This window comes from Metabacillus sediminilitoris, assembly GCF_009720625.1.
Classification (GTDB): domain Bacteria; phylum Bacillota; class Bacilli; order Bacillales; family Bacillaceae; genus Metabacillus; species Metabacillus sediminilitoris.
Window position 1 is genome coordinate 5286697 of record NZ_CP046266.1, and the last position, 14858, is coordinate 5301554.

12 protein-coding genes are annotated in these 14858 nt (G+C 39.2%); 4 read left to right on the top strand and 8 right to left on the bottom strand.

Annotated features, from left to right (window positions below):
* Positions 1-23 precede the first annotated feature (23 nt).
* On the bottom strand, positions 24-755 hold the full coding sequence (locus tag GMB29_RS25410) for a GntR family transcriptional regulator (RefSeq protein ID WP_319941436.1): 732 nt from the start codon (positions 753-755) through the stop codon (positions 24-26).
* A 58-nt stretch (positions 756-813) separates the two neighbouring features.
* The gene (sftI, locus tag GMB29_RS25415; protein ID WP_136357089.1) at positions 814-2154 is read right to left on the bottom strand and encodes a sulfoquinovose isomerase; all 1341 of its coding nucleotides are present in this window, start codon (positions 2152-2154) and stop codon (positions 814-816) included.
* 497 nt (positions 2155-2651) lie between these two features.
* Between sftI and GMB29_RS25420 the strand changes: the two genes are divergently transcribed.
* The 4 genes from GMB29_RS25420 (at position 2652) to GMB29_RS25435 (ending at position 7095) form a co-directional block, all read left to right on the top strand.
* Complete coding sequence (locus GMB29_RS25420; RefSeq protein ID WP_136357090.1) at positions 2652-3866, top strand: Gfo/Idh/MocA family protein; 1215 nt, start codon at positions 2652-2654, stop codon at positions 3864-3866.
* 199 nt (positions 3867-4065) lie between these two features.
* The gene (locus GMB29_RS25425) at positions 4066-5313 is read left to right on the top strand and encodes an ABC transporter substrate-binding protein (protein WP_406600297.1); all 1248 of its coding nucleotides are present in this window, start codon (positions 4066-4068) and stop codon (positions 5311-5313) included.
* Complete coding sequence (locus GMB29_RS25430) at positions 5300-6259, top strand: carbohydrate ABC transporter permease (protein ID WP_406600298.1); 960 nt, start codon at positions 5300-5302, stop codon at positions 6257-6259. The genes GMB29_RS25425 and GMB29_RS25430 overlap by 14 nt, the downstream gene beginning before the upstream one ends.
* A 26-nt stretch (positions 6260-6285) precedes the next feature.
* Positions 6286-7095, top strand: coding sequence for a carbohydrate ABC transporter permease (locus GMB29_RS25435; RefSeq protein WP_319941437.1), 810 nt, complete (start codon positions 6286-6288; stop codon positions 7093-7095).
* A gap of 574 nt (positions 7096-7669) precedes the next feature.
* Here GMB29_RS25435 and GMB29_RS25440 read toward each other — a convergent pair.
* The 6 genes from GMB29_RS25440 to GMB29_RS25465 all read right to left on the bottom strand — a co-directional run bounded on the left by GMB29_RS25440 (position 7670) and on the right by GMB29_RS25465 (position 14788).
* Positions 7670-8389, bottom strand: a complete 720-nt coding sequence (locus tag GMB29_RS25440) for a GntR family transcriptional regulator (RefSeq protein ID WP_136357243.1) — start codon at positions 8387-8389, stop codon at positions 7670-7672.
* A gap of 290 nt (positions 8390-8679) precedes the next feature.
* On the bottom strand, positions 8680-10719 hold the full coding sequence (locus GMB29_RS25445) for an alpha-glucosidase (RefSeq protein ID WP_136357094.1): 2040 nt from the start codon (positions 10717-10719) through the stop codon (positions 8680-8682).
* Between the two features lie 108 nt (positions 10720-10827).
* Positions 10828-12324 carry an MFS transporter gene (locus GMB29_RS25450; protein ID WP_136357095.1) on the bottom strand — a complete coding sequence of 499 codons (1497 nt, stop codon included), beginning with the start codon at positions 12322-12324 and terminating at the stop codon, positions 10828-10830.
* 281 nt (positions 12325-12605) lie between these two features.
* Entirely contained in the window at positions 12606-13295 is a 690-nt protein-coding gene (locus GMB29_RS25455) for a DUF4867 family protein (RefSeq protein WP_136357097.1), read from the bottom strand.
* 96 nt (positions 13296-13391) lie between these two features.
* On the bottom strand, positions 13392-14072 hold the full coding sequence (locus GMB29_RS25460; RefSeq protein WP_136357099.1) for a transaldolase family protein: 681 nt from the start codon (positions 14070-14072) through the stop codon (positions 13392-13394).
* A gap of 368 nt (positions 14073-14440) precedes the next feature.
* Positions 14441-14788: a single-stranded DNA-binding protein gene (locus tag GMB29_RS25465; protein WP_136357245.1), complete on the bottom strand. Its 348-nt coding sequence runs from the start codon at positions 14786-14788 to the stop codon at positions 14441-14443.
* Positions 14789-14858 lie beyond the last annotated feature (70 nt).

A 14858-nucleotide genomic window follows, 5' to 3' on the forward strand; every position in this document is an offset into this window, starting at 1 on the left:
TCTCCACTCCTATCCGTTTTTTCTTATCTCACAAGTTCAATAAAATATTGATAGTTATCACTGCAGAATTTTGTTGTTGTAAACTCAATTGGTTTGTTTTCCTGTCCAAAACTAAGCCTTTCCATTTGCAGCAGCGCCTGACCGCCTCTGATGCCGAGCAAATCAGCCTCAATTAGCGATGCATTAATCGCTTTGATTTTCTCATTCGCGGTTTTTAGGACGATATTTTTTTCTTCCAATATGTCATAAAAATTTGCACCATTTAAATCCTGATGGAGCAGCATCCTTCCAATATGATACGGCCAGCATGTACGCTCAATGGCAACAGGTGTCTGATTTGCAAAACGCAGGCGTTCAATGACAACAACTTCTTCCTCTAAAGGTACTTGGAGCAAAGACTTTTCTTTGCGAAATTCTCGGCTTGTTTTAACAGATAACAATTTAGAGCTTGGGAAGATGCCATTCTCCAATGCTTCTTCCGCAAATCCCTTTAGCTTTCCTAAGCTTCCCACAAAGACTTGAGGCTTTACGATTGTCCCTTTCCCCTGTTTTTTCTCCAGAATCCCTTCCTGAACAAGAATCGAAACAGCCTGCCGTATCGTCGTTCGGCTGACATTGAATTCGCTCATCAATTCATTTTCTGTCGGAATCATTGAATAAGGTGCCCATTCCTTTTCTTGGATCCGTTTGATCATCGTGTCCTTTACTTGTAAATAGAGGGACGTGCTTTTGGAAGGCTCGAAACGACTTGCCACTTATTCAACACTCCCTTCAGTCACATTCCAGTCCAAAGCAGGAGCAACAACCGGTCTTTTATACAAACACATTCGTTTCCAGCTTAAGCAGACGCCCAAGTTCAATTAATTGTTTCGTTACGTCGCCATATACGAGGGCAAAGTGAGGCTCATAGCCTGCATTCATCAGCTCATAAAGTGTGCTTGTCACATCTGTTGTTAATTCCACTTCGACTGAGGTTCCACTAAAAGGCTGTTCGACATCAAGTGCATGTCCTTTCATAACGAGTAATCGGTACCCGTCTGGGGTATGGCTTACTCGGAATATAGTGACTTCCCCAGCCTTTAAGCCAAAATCCATCGCAAGCCCGATTTTTCGGTTAGGATGCACGCCAGCTGTCGCACCTGTAGCAGGATGGGCAAGCGAGTATGCCCCAGCTCCGCAATGCCAAAATACAACTGAATTTTTCCCTTCATCAACATGAACCAAGTCGCCTAAATATGGTGCACTTCCACCTGTTAACTCACGCAAAATATACATTGAAATCGAGCCATGTATATCGGATTCACAGGAAGAAACCATTCCATCCTCCGTAAACTGCGAAAGAACCGAGCATGGTGCCGCGCCTAAATCATTGAAAAAGTCCGGCCAGCATCTCATCGCAATTGACTTAATCTCTTCTTCCTTAATCTGTTTCTTAATGTATGTGGAGAACTGTGCGAACTTATGAACTGTCTCATCCTCGCGATTCAAGCCAATGACTTGTTGTTCAGCCCGATCAATTTCACCGATCCATTCTTCTTCAGGAAGTTCCACACACTTCTTAAACGCTTCTTGTAAATCCATCTTATGAAGCGTCACGCCGAGCGCATGTTTGAGTTCCTCTTCGTTTGCATCTGAGAAAAAGAATCCCGGAGGATAGTCGCCGACAACTCCTATTTTCATTTGTTGTAAAGATTTTAGAACACGCATGACATCAAATTTCTCAAGCAATTCCGTTTGCAGCTTCTCTTCATCAGGATTTCCAAATACGAATGCAAATGGGTGCTGATGATTGCGCAGAACATTGCTTGTGCTATTGCCGCCAGTCAATGAATTCAAGCGCAGGCGCCCGCCTACACTTGGCTCGCGTACAGACCAGACAATAACTGGTACTTTAAAATACTCCAGTGCCTTCACCATAAATTCACCATCTGCAAATGTGACACTCTGATATAAAACCGTATCAATTTCAGTTGTTGCTACTGATTGCAGAAATTGTTCAAGCTCCTCTACTGATGTAAGGATTTCATTTGGTGCAACAACACGATGACCACTTTGTTCAAGCCTACTCATGCTTTGACTGCGGTACATTTCTGCTGTTTCAAGATCAAATGTTTTTCTTCCAATTGGAAGATATAAAATTGCTGTATTTGCCATCGTTTTTCTCCTTTAACATGTTATGCTGCAAACTTAATTCATCACTACAATAAATCAATAGATAACTACCTTTCGTTCCATAAAAAAATCATATACTTCGCTTTCCTTAGTATTTCCCTTGTACTCTATGAAAATTCAACTTTTATTACTAGGTTTCTTTAGAGTAAGCCCACCTGAAACATAATTACCTTTAGATAAAAAGTAGGTATCTTTAATACTATAATATGAAAACGTCTACAGGATTTCAAGTGTTTTTTTCATATTTTTTGCAAATACGTCTCCTGCTAGATCATTAAATAAGCATCACTACCATTAAGAGCCCTTTTCCAAACCTTCTTTCATCATGATATGCCCTTTCATACAGGAAGATTGAAAGCATTCGTGAGCGGAAAATATTTTTCTGAATTTTTCGTTTACATTTATTTTTCAATATGCTACCTTAAGGTTGTAACCTTTGTTTAATCATAGTGATGTAATTTATTTTTGGGAGGGACAATATGAATCTACTAGGTAAGAAAGTAAAAAACCGTTATATGTCACGTAATCCAAAATTCGATTATTTGCCAGATCAAGACAGGTATTTCTCTTATCGAGAGCAGCCGTCTTACAAATTCAACATCATTGGTTGCGGCAATATTGGAAGAGAGCACATGAAGGTGACGATGATGGAAGAAAGAGCAACAATATACGGTGTTTATGATCAGAATCCGTCTAGTATTGAGGAAGCGGAAAGATTATTTTCGACTCTTTCAGACCATTCATTAGTTAAATATGATTCTTTACAGGCAGCTTGCCATGATCCCGAGGCAGATGGATTGATCATCTGCACACCCAATTACACCCATATTGATGTGATACGAGAGGCTGTTAAATCGGGAAAACATATTCTATTAGAAAAGCCGATGGCCACGACATTACGAGACGCCTATGAAATCATGCAATTGGCTAAAGACTATGAATCTGTTTTTCAAATAGGTCTGCAATACCGTTATAAGGCCATATATGCCGAATCGATTCATGAAACCCTGGAAAGAAAAGCAATAGGTGACGTAAAAACAATTAGCATGACGGAACATCGAATTCCATTTTTAGATAAAGTCAATCAGTGGAATAAGTTCTCCAAGTATTCTGGAGGTACATTAGTCGAAAAGTGCTGCCATTACTTTGATTTAATGAATTTATTTGCACAGTCCAAACCCGTTCAAGTATATGCGAGCGGTAACATGGCCGTTAATTTTACTGATTTTACGTATAACAATGAGCAGGCAGATATTATCGACAATGCATTTGTTACCGTTATCTACGAAAATGATGTACGAGCAAATTTTAATTTATGTATGTTTTCACCAACTTTTTATGAAGAGCTTGTCATTTGTGGAGATAAAGGCCGGTTAAAGGCTTCTGAAAATGAGGATTTTCTTTCAGCAAAACGCCCTAGAAATCATCTTGAGATTTTATGCGGGGAAGAGAAGCCGTCAAGGCTCATGACTCCTGCTTATCCTGATCATATCGAGACTAGCGGCCATGGCGGTGCCACTTATTATGAGCATGTTTATTTCATTGATAATATCGAAAACAAACAGACGACGACTGCAACAGTAGAGGATGGATTATGGTCTGTCTTGGTTGGACTGGCAGCAGAACAATCGATCAAGCTTGGGAAGGCTGTCATGATTGAAGAGATCCTAAAGGAGAGCCAAGTGACGATTTAACAGCAGTATAAAAAAAGAAGCGTACTGAGATTGATTGAAAAGCTCTTATTCCCATCATTCAAAATGAAAGCGTTTTAGTTCATTCGGTTAAGCATCTCTTTTCCATGTCTCACCCGAACAAAAACATCATGATGTTCCAATTAATAATTACAACATCAGGATGAAAATCATGTCTATATTTTAAGAGGGGGTATTACAATTGAAGAGAATATCGATTCTTTCCTTATCTTTTGTCTTGTTTCTAAGTATGGCACTTGTTGGATGTGCTTCTAAAGATTCAGCATCAAATTCAGAAGAAGGTGCAACAACGATTAATTTCCTGCATTGGCGCGGTGAGGATACAGAGGTTTTTAACGGTCTTATCGAAAAGTTTGAACAGGAAAATCCAAGTATCAATGTTGAGATGAATGTTTTGCCTTCTGATTCTTATATTGCCAATGCTTCTGCCACATTATTATCAGGAGAAGGAGCCGATGTTTTTGCAAGCTTCCCGGGAAGTCAATTTGAAGCATTACAGGAATCAGGCGCATATGTTGATCTATCAAATGAAGCATTTATCGATCGCTTTTCTGAAAGCTTGCTAGGTGCGGGAGTTAAGGATGGGAAACAATTAGCTGTTCCTTACCAGCTTGTCTATAATATTCCTGTCTATAACAAAGGGATTTTTGAGAAATTAGGACTTGAGCCGCCAACAGACTGGGAAGGCTTCCTAAAAGTAAGCGAAGTATTAAAAGAAAATGGTTATGATCCAATTTTGTTTGCCGGAGATATTAGCCCAGGCCAATTTATTAATCCAATGGTCATGAACAATCAGCCATCTGATGACACGTTTGCAAAATTAGAAAAGGGCGAAGAAAAATTAACAAATGAATGGTTTGTTAAAACATTGTCACAGATTCAAGAATTAAATGATAAGGGCTATTTTCAAAAAGACCCGCTTGGCACGAAAAAAGAAGGAGCAGCCGCATTATTTGCTCAGGAAAAAGGAGCGATCCTTGCACTCGGTTCTTATATGATGTCAACGGTAAAACAACAAAATCCAGAAATTGAACAAGGACTGATTTCCCCGATTACGGTTCCTGAAGGGGAAATGAAATACGAAGGCATTCATACGTCAACCTTCATGCTTGGTGTTAATGCTAAATCTGAACATCAGGAAGAGGCTTTGAAGTTCATTGAATTTCTAACACAACCTGACATTGCAGCAGAGTATGCGAATGGTACTGGTCAGATGCTTACACTAAATGATATTCAATATGATTCTCCAGAATTAACTGAAACAGCAAAATGGCTTGAAAAGAAAACATTGTTCCAACCTCGTTATACGATTTCAAAGGAGCAAGTAAGCAAGGCGATTGAAATAGCAGTTCAGGATGTTCTATCGGGAGTGGAACCGAAAGAAGCTGCGAAAAAAGCACAAGAAGAGGTTAGTCGTGCAATCAAATAATAAAGCAATCAAAGCAACAGGAGCGAAATTCGCTCCCTCCTTTTCTTCTAAACTTGAAAAGAGGAGAAAATTACAATGGAATTGGTCTTTGTTTTTCTTTATACTCCCGGGATTTTTAATTTATAGCATTTTCTTTGCAGGTCCTACAATATCTGCTCTTTATTTAAGTCTGACGGATTGGAATGGAGTTGCGAATGCCTACAATTTTGTTGGGCTTGCCAATTACAAAGAAATGCTGACTGATAGCCCAACTTTTATCCAGTCTTTGGGCAACAATTTAAAATTCACGCTAACGGTGCTCATTTGCCAAACGATTCTTAGTTTATTTTTTGCGATGCTTCTTGTCAAAAACACGAAAGTAAACGTCTTTTATCGAGCCCTTTACTTTTTCCCGACAATTGTAGCATCTGTTTCTATCGCATTTGTTTGGACATTTATGTATGATCCGAACATCGGTGTGATCAATAATCTGCTCAGTCAGCTTGGGTTGGAGAATATAGCTAAGTCCTGGCTCGGAGACCGCAACATCGCAATCTATAGCTTAGCTTTTGTACAATTTTGGGCACATACCGGCCAAATGCTGATCATTTTTATTGCAGGCTTACATGCGATTCCTAAAGAACTGTATGAAGCTGTTAGTATTGAGGGTGCCAGCAAGTGGCAAACGTTTCGCTATATTACATGGCCGCTTTTAGCACCATCCGCGACCATTGTCATCGCCTATACGACCATTCAAAGCTTTAAAGCCTTTGATTTAGTCATCGCAATGACTGGAGGCGGACCATCACATTCAACTGAAATCTTATCTACCTTCTTGTATCACGAAGCGTTTATTAACTTTCGATTTGGCTATGCATCAGCAGCCGCTGTCATCTTTATGCTGATCATTGCCATTGTGACAATTATTCAATTCAAAATGCTTAAATCGAATGAGGTTAACTACTAGGTACTACTAGAGAGGAGGGCGATCCCTTGAGACAAATATCAAAGAATATGACGCTATTCATCTATGCCGCGATTATTATATTGCCTTTTAGCATGGTGTTGTTTACAACCTTCAAAACAACGCCAGAGTTATACAAAAACCCGCTGGGTCTTCCAGAAAGCTGGTCATTTGTAAATTATAAAGAGTTATTTATGAAAGAGTCAATGACGACCTATTTTTTTAATAGCGTGACCGTAACACTTGTTAGTGTCGCTTGCATTTTACTGTTTGCAAGTCTTATCGCTTATTCGGTTATCAGAATGCCTAAAAAGCTTGGCTACCTCTTCTTTGGTTTTTTTGTTATCGGAATGATGGTGCCAACACAAGTAAATATGATCCCAATCTATCTATTAATTAATAAATTAGGATTATTGAATACCCTTCCAGGTGTGATTGTGGTGACGATCGCATCGCTTATCCCAATTGCTGTGTTTATCTTAACAGGATTTATGAAAACATTACCTGGCGAACTAATTGAAGCAGCCAAAATTGATGGGGCCAATGAATGGCAAACGTATTTAAGAATTGTGATGCCTTTATCCCTTCCATCGATTGCAACTGTTACCATTTTTGCATTCGTGATTGTCTGGAATGACCTGCTGCATCCTTTATTACTGTTAAAATCTGATGGTGTCAAAACATTGCCGATTGCCCTTCTAAGCTTCCAAGGACAATACTTAACAAATTATCCGATGATCTTTGCTGGCGTTATTATTGCATCGATTCCAATGATTTGTGCATATGTCTTCCTTCAGCGGTATTTTATTGCTGGAATGACGGCAGGCTCTATCAAATAATCCTATTCTATAGGCAAATCCACTTTGTGGGTTTGTCTTTTTTATTTAAGACTGATTTCGAAACTTAGTTGCTATATAACAAGTTTTGGGAATGGTTGATTTCCAATACAGGATATATCTTGAATTCTGCTGTTATATCTTTGGATTCCCGCTGATATATCTTGGATTTCGCTGATATATCTTGGATTCCCGCTGATATATCTCGATTTCCGCTGATATATCTCGATTTCCGCTGATATATCTCGATTTCGCTGATATATCTTGGATTCCGCTGATATATCTCGAATTCCGCTGATATATCTCCGATTTCGCTGATATATCTCCGATTTCGCTGATATATCTTGGATTCCGCTGATATATCAGCGATTCCGCTGTAGCTCGCTTTCTGTGGGGCGGGCGGTGTGCCTCCTCGGAGCTAACGCCTGAATAAGTCTCAGTGCCCCGCTGCTCCCACTGGAGTCTCGCATATCCGTTTCAATCAACCTAAATCGTTTTCCCATTTAAAAGCAACAATCTTTTAAATAAACCTAAATAAAAAAGGACAGTGATGAAAATCACTGTCTCGTTTGCAACATTATCTCGTAAGCTCAATATTATAATGGTATTTATCACTGCGAAACTTGATTGTAGAAAATTCAATCGGTCTATCATCAAGTCCAAAGCTTAATCGTTCCGTCTCCAGCATTGCTTCCCCGCCACGTATTCCAAGTAAGTCAGCTTCAAATAAGGTCGCATTAATCGCCGAAATCTTCTCTTTTGCACGCTTCAAAATAATGTCATTGCTTTCTAAAATTTCGTAAAACTTCGCACGATCTAAATCCTCATTAATAAACAGCTTTCCAATATGGGAAGGCCAGCAAGTGCGCTCAATCGCAATTGGGGTCTGGTCAGCAAAACGAATCCGTTCAATCACTAAAACTTCTTCATCTTCCGGGATATTAAGCATTGATTTTTCGTGGTACAAATCATGTTTAAATTCGGCACGCAGTAACTTTGATTTAGGAGTCAGCCCTTTTTCAGTAACCTCTTCTGCAAAGCCCTTCAGCCTTCCATTTCCCGTTAGCTGCTGTGACTTTACAATCGTCCCCTTCCCTTGCCTTTTCTCTAATAGCCCATCCTGAACAAGAATTGAAATAGCCTGTCGTAACGTTGTGCGACTTACATTAAATTCGTCCATCAATTCTTGTTCTGTAGGAATCAGCGTATTAGGAGCCCATACTTTTTCTTGAATCCGTTTAATAAGGATATCTTTTACTTGAAGATATAAAGAAATATTCTTGTTTGGATCAACCATACTTGCCAATTGTAAATCTCCTTTCAGCTAAGATCTGAATGTTTAACAGTCATTTTTTTCCTGATTGTATCTTACAATCACTTACATTTATCTATATAAATGAAACTTGATGGAAGTAAAAAGCAACGAACGATCAATTCCCTTTTATTTCACATACATCATAACTATTATAACATACATTACTATCTTATCGAGACTTCAACCCTTTAGATCATTGAACTGGCAGAATAGATGTAAAAAAGGTTGTTGAAAAATGTTTCAACAACCTTTTGAACGTATGAATGACCACATTAGATGTTCGATAATGCTAAAAACAACTCTTTCCACTCTGAGTTTTTACGGTAAAATACAGGTGGATATCCGATTGGAGCTTGCACAGTCACAGATCCGCCCTTGTATTCTTGGCCGCTCCAAACATGGATCCACTCATCCTCAGGCAAGTAAACTTCCCATTCTGTTTGGCTTTCTTGATGAACTGGAGCCACCAGTAAATCCTTACCATATAAATACTGGTATTGGATGTCGTATGCTTTTTCATCCTTTTCGTAATGCATAAATAATGGACGTTGAACCGGAATGCCGCGCTTTGCATTTTCTTTTACAATTGCTTTCGTATAAGGAGCAAGCGTCACAAAGATGTTCGACATTCTTGCTAAATGCTCTAATGACTCCTCATCACCATCAAATTGGAAGCAATCATCTGGTCGATTTCCTTCATGTGTTCTCATCATTGGTGTGAAGGCGCCCATTTCTGACCATCTCATTAACAATTCCTTCGAGCGTTTATTGCCGTGCAGGCTTGTATATCCGCCAATATCACTGTGATGCAAGCCACATCCGATCATGCCCGATGATAATGCTGCAGGAATAACGGATGCTAGACCGTCATCCAGCGTCCAGTCCACACTTTGGTCACCGCCCCAGAGGAGGGTGCAATATTTTTGTACACCTGTATATCCAGCACGCATGAAATAAACAACTTCACCTAATTTTCCAGCTTCACTCACTGCCTCGTAGTTGATTTTCGCCCACATCGTTGGCCATGCATTATGCATGATTAGTGCATCCACACCATTTTTAAGGACGACATCTGTTGGCAGGTATTCACCGAAGTCTGCCATCCAGCCATCAATACCAAAGTCAATCATGTTTTCTTTAATGACTCCTTTATACCAAACACATGCCTCTTCATTTGTAAAATCAACAACGCCGCAATAAAACTCGCCAAAATCAACTAAATAGATGTCACCTTGCTCGTTTAATGCCAAGTACCCTTTTTCTTCCGCTTCCTTATATAAATAGCCTTCTATCGCTACATATGGATTGATATAGCCTAAAAAGCGAATTCCGTTTTCTTTCCATTCTGGAATCTTTTTATCAAGCTCAGGGTATTCATTTTCATTCCATTTCCAGTTCCACATTAAGCGTTTACCAAAGGAAGTGATACGCTTGCCTTGCCAGTCCTGACACCATACGCCGGCAACCTTCATGCCTCTATCCAATGCTCGTGAAACCTTTTCCTCCACAACCTCTGTTCCGCCTTGAATGCCTAAAATCACGCCATTGTATACCCATTCTGGAAGCTCAGGCTGTCTGCCAAACAAGTTCGTAATCTTTTCGACGAGGTCAATATACGTTTCTGCTGTCTCAAATAAGACATATTTTGGAACTTCCCAAATTTGCAGCTCATGAAAATTTGGATTCCGGAAGTCAAAATCAGCATAAGCCGTTGTCTCAACATGGCAATAATACTTTTTCGTTGATACAAAGGTCGGCTGCGGAAAGTTTGTATTGTAATAGTCGCCGCCAGCCTTATCCTTCACATCGGCTTGCCATGTCACATAGGTGTTTTTATTTCTTCCTACCCCCGGCTCAGACGTCCATAGCGGGAAATTTTTCCCTCTCATATTAAAATGAGAAAGCTGTTCACCACACCCATATACCTTTTCAGTTTGATCTGCTGCTACTCGCAGCCAGAAACGGTTGATCGCAGAATCAACTTGTGTATATTCAACTTTTAAACGGCTATCTTCTTCTTTAATTGTCAGAAGAAGCACGGCCTGCCCGCCTTCAGACTTCGCAAGTTCAACCATATATTCATTGTTCTTTTCTTCAACCCGCGCATATTTAAGCGGTGTGCGCTCCATCACATAATCCTTGATATCAAAGTTGCCGCGGTACATATCGATTGTTTCCTCACCTTGTCCAACAAATAGCATCGGTTGTTGGACCGTGTGACGAAGCAAAAGGACATGATTAAATGAGACTTCAAATCCATCTTCTAACGTTTTGACAGCTAGTCCTTTATTTACCTTCATTGTTTCTACCATTCTTTCACTTCTCCTATCTGTGCTTTTTCCGTCATCCAACCTAATAGATAAAGGCTAAGCCCATTTATTCATCTATCTATCGGCCTTAAGAGTTAACTAAAAGACCCATCAACTAACCGATTTATTTGTGATTCCACTCTGACTTGTTGATCCGCCCCAGAGTTTATCATATTTATAGCCTGTTAAGCTTTCACATACTTTTCTTGTTTCAGGTGTTACGTGCTCGGCCTTGCCGCCATTTTTCCTTCTCGCAATCTCTTCAAGCAGGATCTTATGATTTTTAGGACTGATCTTGAATCCTAATGTAGAGAGGATACCTAGTAAAATTAACACGGGAGGCACGATCATAAATAACTTTTGCAAACCTTGTAATGTAGCAAGCGATTGCTCAGCATTTGGTACATATCCAATCCCATTTAAGGCTAGTCCTACAAGGAAGATCGCCAATGCCTGAGAAGATTTTCGAATGAACGACATCAAGCCGGCATAAACCCCTTCTCTTCGCTTCATGGTGATCATTTCATCAACATCTGAGACGAATGGCAGAACGTTCCACGGAATCATGACTGCACCTGAATGTCCGCTTCCTAAGAAAAAGGCTGCAAGATAGATTAAAAAGATCGAACTGTCTTGTGTTAATAGACTGAATAACACGATACCAGCGCCCCAAATAAACATACTGAGATTATAAGTCAGCTTGTTCCCTAGTTTAATCGCTATATAGGTTACTAACGGAATGAACAATACCTGTGTAATTTGGACAAAACTTAACGTATCTGCATAAATACCTTCTCGAAGCATATAGTATGCGACAAAATAAAAGAACAAAGCATTGAATACATCCATGGCAACGTATGAGCCAAGATACATAGCCAAATAAACATTAAACGATTTATTTTTAAAAGCAGTTCCAAAATTCAAGAAAAGCTCTTTAAATTCTTGCAAGAATGGTTTCTTCACTCTTTTCTCAACCGTTCTTTCACTTTCCCAAGTCCCTTTATATACAAGGATCCATGGAATGGCAAATAATAGACCAAATACAATACCCATAACAAGGTACCCTTGTCCATCTGGGAAAGCGTCTACAATTCTTTTAGGAAAGAACGCACCTAAGAAGGAAGCACCTTGAGAGAATGCCATTCGGACTCCCGTCATTTTCGATCTCGTATTATAATCTGTTGTCATTTCAGCAGCTAACGTGTTGTAAGGAACCATAACCATTCCAAACGCGGTATTGAATAACAAATAAGCAAAAACAAAATACGCATACTTAAATGCATGAGTTCCCTCAATCGGTATCCACAGCATACTAAAACTTATCGCAACCGGAATAATCCCCAATAGGAAAAAGATCCGTCTTCTTCCGCGCTTTGTTGTAAGATTATCGGAAATATACCCAATTGTCGGATCCAGCAAAGCATCCCAAATTTTCCCTAACGCTACTATGGTTCCTGCTTCAATAGGTGATAGTCCAACAACATCGGTCAGGAAAACCATGAATAATGTTCCGATGATAAAGAAGGACCCGCCTCCAAATAAATCCCCAATTCCATATGCAAACATGTTCCTTTTACGAACTTTCCTTAATCCTTGTGTGTCTCGCATAGCAACTCTCCCCTTACTTTAATGTATGATTGTATCAGATTTATGAAAGACGATCCGCTTCCAAATAAAATCAGGAGATTTTCGTTTGGTCTACGATTCCTCTCAATCCCCTAGATGACCTAAACTCATGATGCGTTCGAAAGGAGTATCACACCTTACTAGAAAGGTAACATCCATATTAGAACAAATGAATGGAACGCGCAGGAGGTAAATAGGACACCTTGATTTAAGACGCCTCAAAGAGGGAAGCGTTTTCATATATTTCACTACTGTGTTTAACTTTAGAATTTTTCATTGTTGATGTGTAAAATTTGTACGTTTTCTCCCAATATTCCCGGATAAGCGCCTCGGTTGATTAGTACTTCCCTGTCTGGATGTGCAAGCAGCCATTTGTTTTTCATAAATAACAGCTCATCTTCCTCTGACTTTTTTTCGACCGCTTTCTCAAGGGGCTCATTCGTGCCTGCAGGTAAAATAACAACGGCTTTAAAGCCTTGATCATCCACTTTACAAGGGGCAAAATGTAACGTTGTCGCATATAGCTCAACAGCTGTTCCTTTAGGAAAAAAGAATGCGTCTACATTTTTAGCGTCATACTGATTGCTCTCAATATCTTGCACTCTTCCTAAAAGAAGGACAAGATCAGTCATCATAACATTAATTTCACTGCTTTTATGGTACTCAAGACCATTTAGCGTACTATTTGGACCATTACAATACCCGATTTGAATAGGCATTCCACCATAAAAGTTTGCTTGGATCTCTTCTTTGACTTTTGTTTGCTCCATTTCAGTCACAGATGCTACATACTCATTACTATCTATTGGGATGATCGTTTGATCCATATAAGGCTTTAACTCTTCAAAATCGTAGGAATCAACTAAATTTCCATATTGCTTAAACAAAGAATCCTCAACATGATAAATAGATATATGGCGGTTTATTTCTTTCAATAAATCATATTTAGACAAGTACCTGCACACCCTTTTTCATTCTTCTTAAAAAAATGCCCCTCCAAGCTGGAGATTATTAATTCTAAGAGGGACATTTAGTATAACAGTCATGTTTTATTTAATAACTGGCACTTCTTTTGCTGTATTATCCCATGCATTGCGAAATACACCTAAACCATAATCTGTAAACGCATGATAAAAACTGTTTTTATAAACATCAAAGCCACATGTTACGATGTTTGCCCCTGCTTTGGCAGCATCGACAATTTGCTTGCCATTACGTAACGCAGCTACAATAATTTCTGTTTCATAACCGTAAGTTTTATAGATATCTACAATGTCTTTAATATATTGAGTTGTATCGTCCCCGCTATTTTCCTTCCAACCCACGAATGGGGAAACAAATTTTGCCCCGATTCTTGCTGGCTGCAATGCTTGTGAAGGTGAGAATACAAGAGTAACATTTGTAGGAATACCCTCTTGCTCAAACTCTTTTGCAGCAATTAAGCCAGGCTCTGTGCAAGGAATTTTTATGACAAAGTTTGAAGACAGTGCTGCAATTTTCTTTCCTTCTTCCACCATCTCTTTAGCATTATCTAAATGTGGATTAATTTCAGCTGAAATTGGGAAATTCTCTACCCCTCTGAATTCACTTGCCATTTCATCAAGAACCGTTAAAAATGGTTTCCCGCTATTCATAATGTGACGCGGGTTTGTTGTTACCCCATCAATTGCCCAATTTTCATAAGCGTAACGTATCTCCTCAAGAATTGCACTGTCTAAAAAATATTTCATGTCTTATTCCTCCTATTTTATCGTAATGTTTATCAATAACATCATAACATAGTGATCTTTAACTAAAAGTAGGTACCTTTATTAATATAATATGTAAACGCCCACAAAATTTCAAGCTTTTTTTATAATTAAAATAATTTGTCAATTTATAGACTTCACTTATTTTGCTTCTGCGATACTTAGGATGGTATGTTTATCTACCATAATAAGATTTCTATAGTGGCCTAATTTAGAACCATTGTCATATATTTTTGCAAATCTATACAAAAAAATCGGCTGGTTACTCAAGGTACTTTGAGCAACCAGCCTAAAAACGGGGAGGTAAGGGGATACCATTGATTCTTTCTTATGAAGAAATAGCGGAAAAATTAACTTTCTTGCTCAACTAACTCTCGTGGTTTTCCGCTCATGAAACGAACGGAGTCAGCTACAACTTCGGTGACATAGACACGGACGCGCTCTGCATTTTCATAACTTCGTGTCTGGATTCTACCTGTGACACCGACGATTGAGCCTTTTCGGCAGTAATTTGCCGTGTTCTCTGCTGTTCGTCTCCAGACCGTGCAGTTTACGAAATCTGTGTCAATTTCTCCTGCGGCATTGCGAAATTGACGACTTACAGCAAGGGTAATATTAGCTACAGGAGCACCGTCTGCTGTATAGCGGATTTCTGGGTCTTTCGTTAACCTGCCTACTAAAATGACTTGATTGATCACTTCGTTCCTCCTTTCTGTCATGCACATTCGTATTGTAATCGATTTGCTCAAATTGGAAAAATGAGTAAAT

Coding starts and splice junctions, on each gene's coding strand:
- sftI (WP_136357089.1), bottom strand. CDS start 2,154: ATGGCAAATACAGCAATTTTATATCTTCCAATTGGAAGAAAAACATTT.
- GMB29_RS25420 (WP_136357090.1), top strand. CDS start 2,652: ATGAATCTACTAGGTAAGAAAGTAAAAAACCGTTATATGTCACGTAAT.
- GMB29_RS25440 (WP_136357243.1), bottom strand. CDS start 8,389: ATGGTTGATCCAAACAAGAATATTTCTTTATATCTTCAAGTAAAAGAT.
- GMB29_RS25445 (WP_136357094.1), bottom strand. CDS start 10,719: ATGGTAGAAACAATGAAGGTAAATAAAGGACTAGCTGTCAAAACGTTA.
- GMB29_RS25450 (WP_136357095.1), bottom strand. CDS start 12,324: ATGCGAGACACACAAGGATTAAGGAAAGTTCGTAAAAGGAACATGTTT.
- GMB29_RS25460 (WP_136357099.1), bottom strand. CDS start 14,072: ATGAAATATTTTTTAGACAGTGCAATTCTTGAGGAGATACGTTACGCT.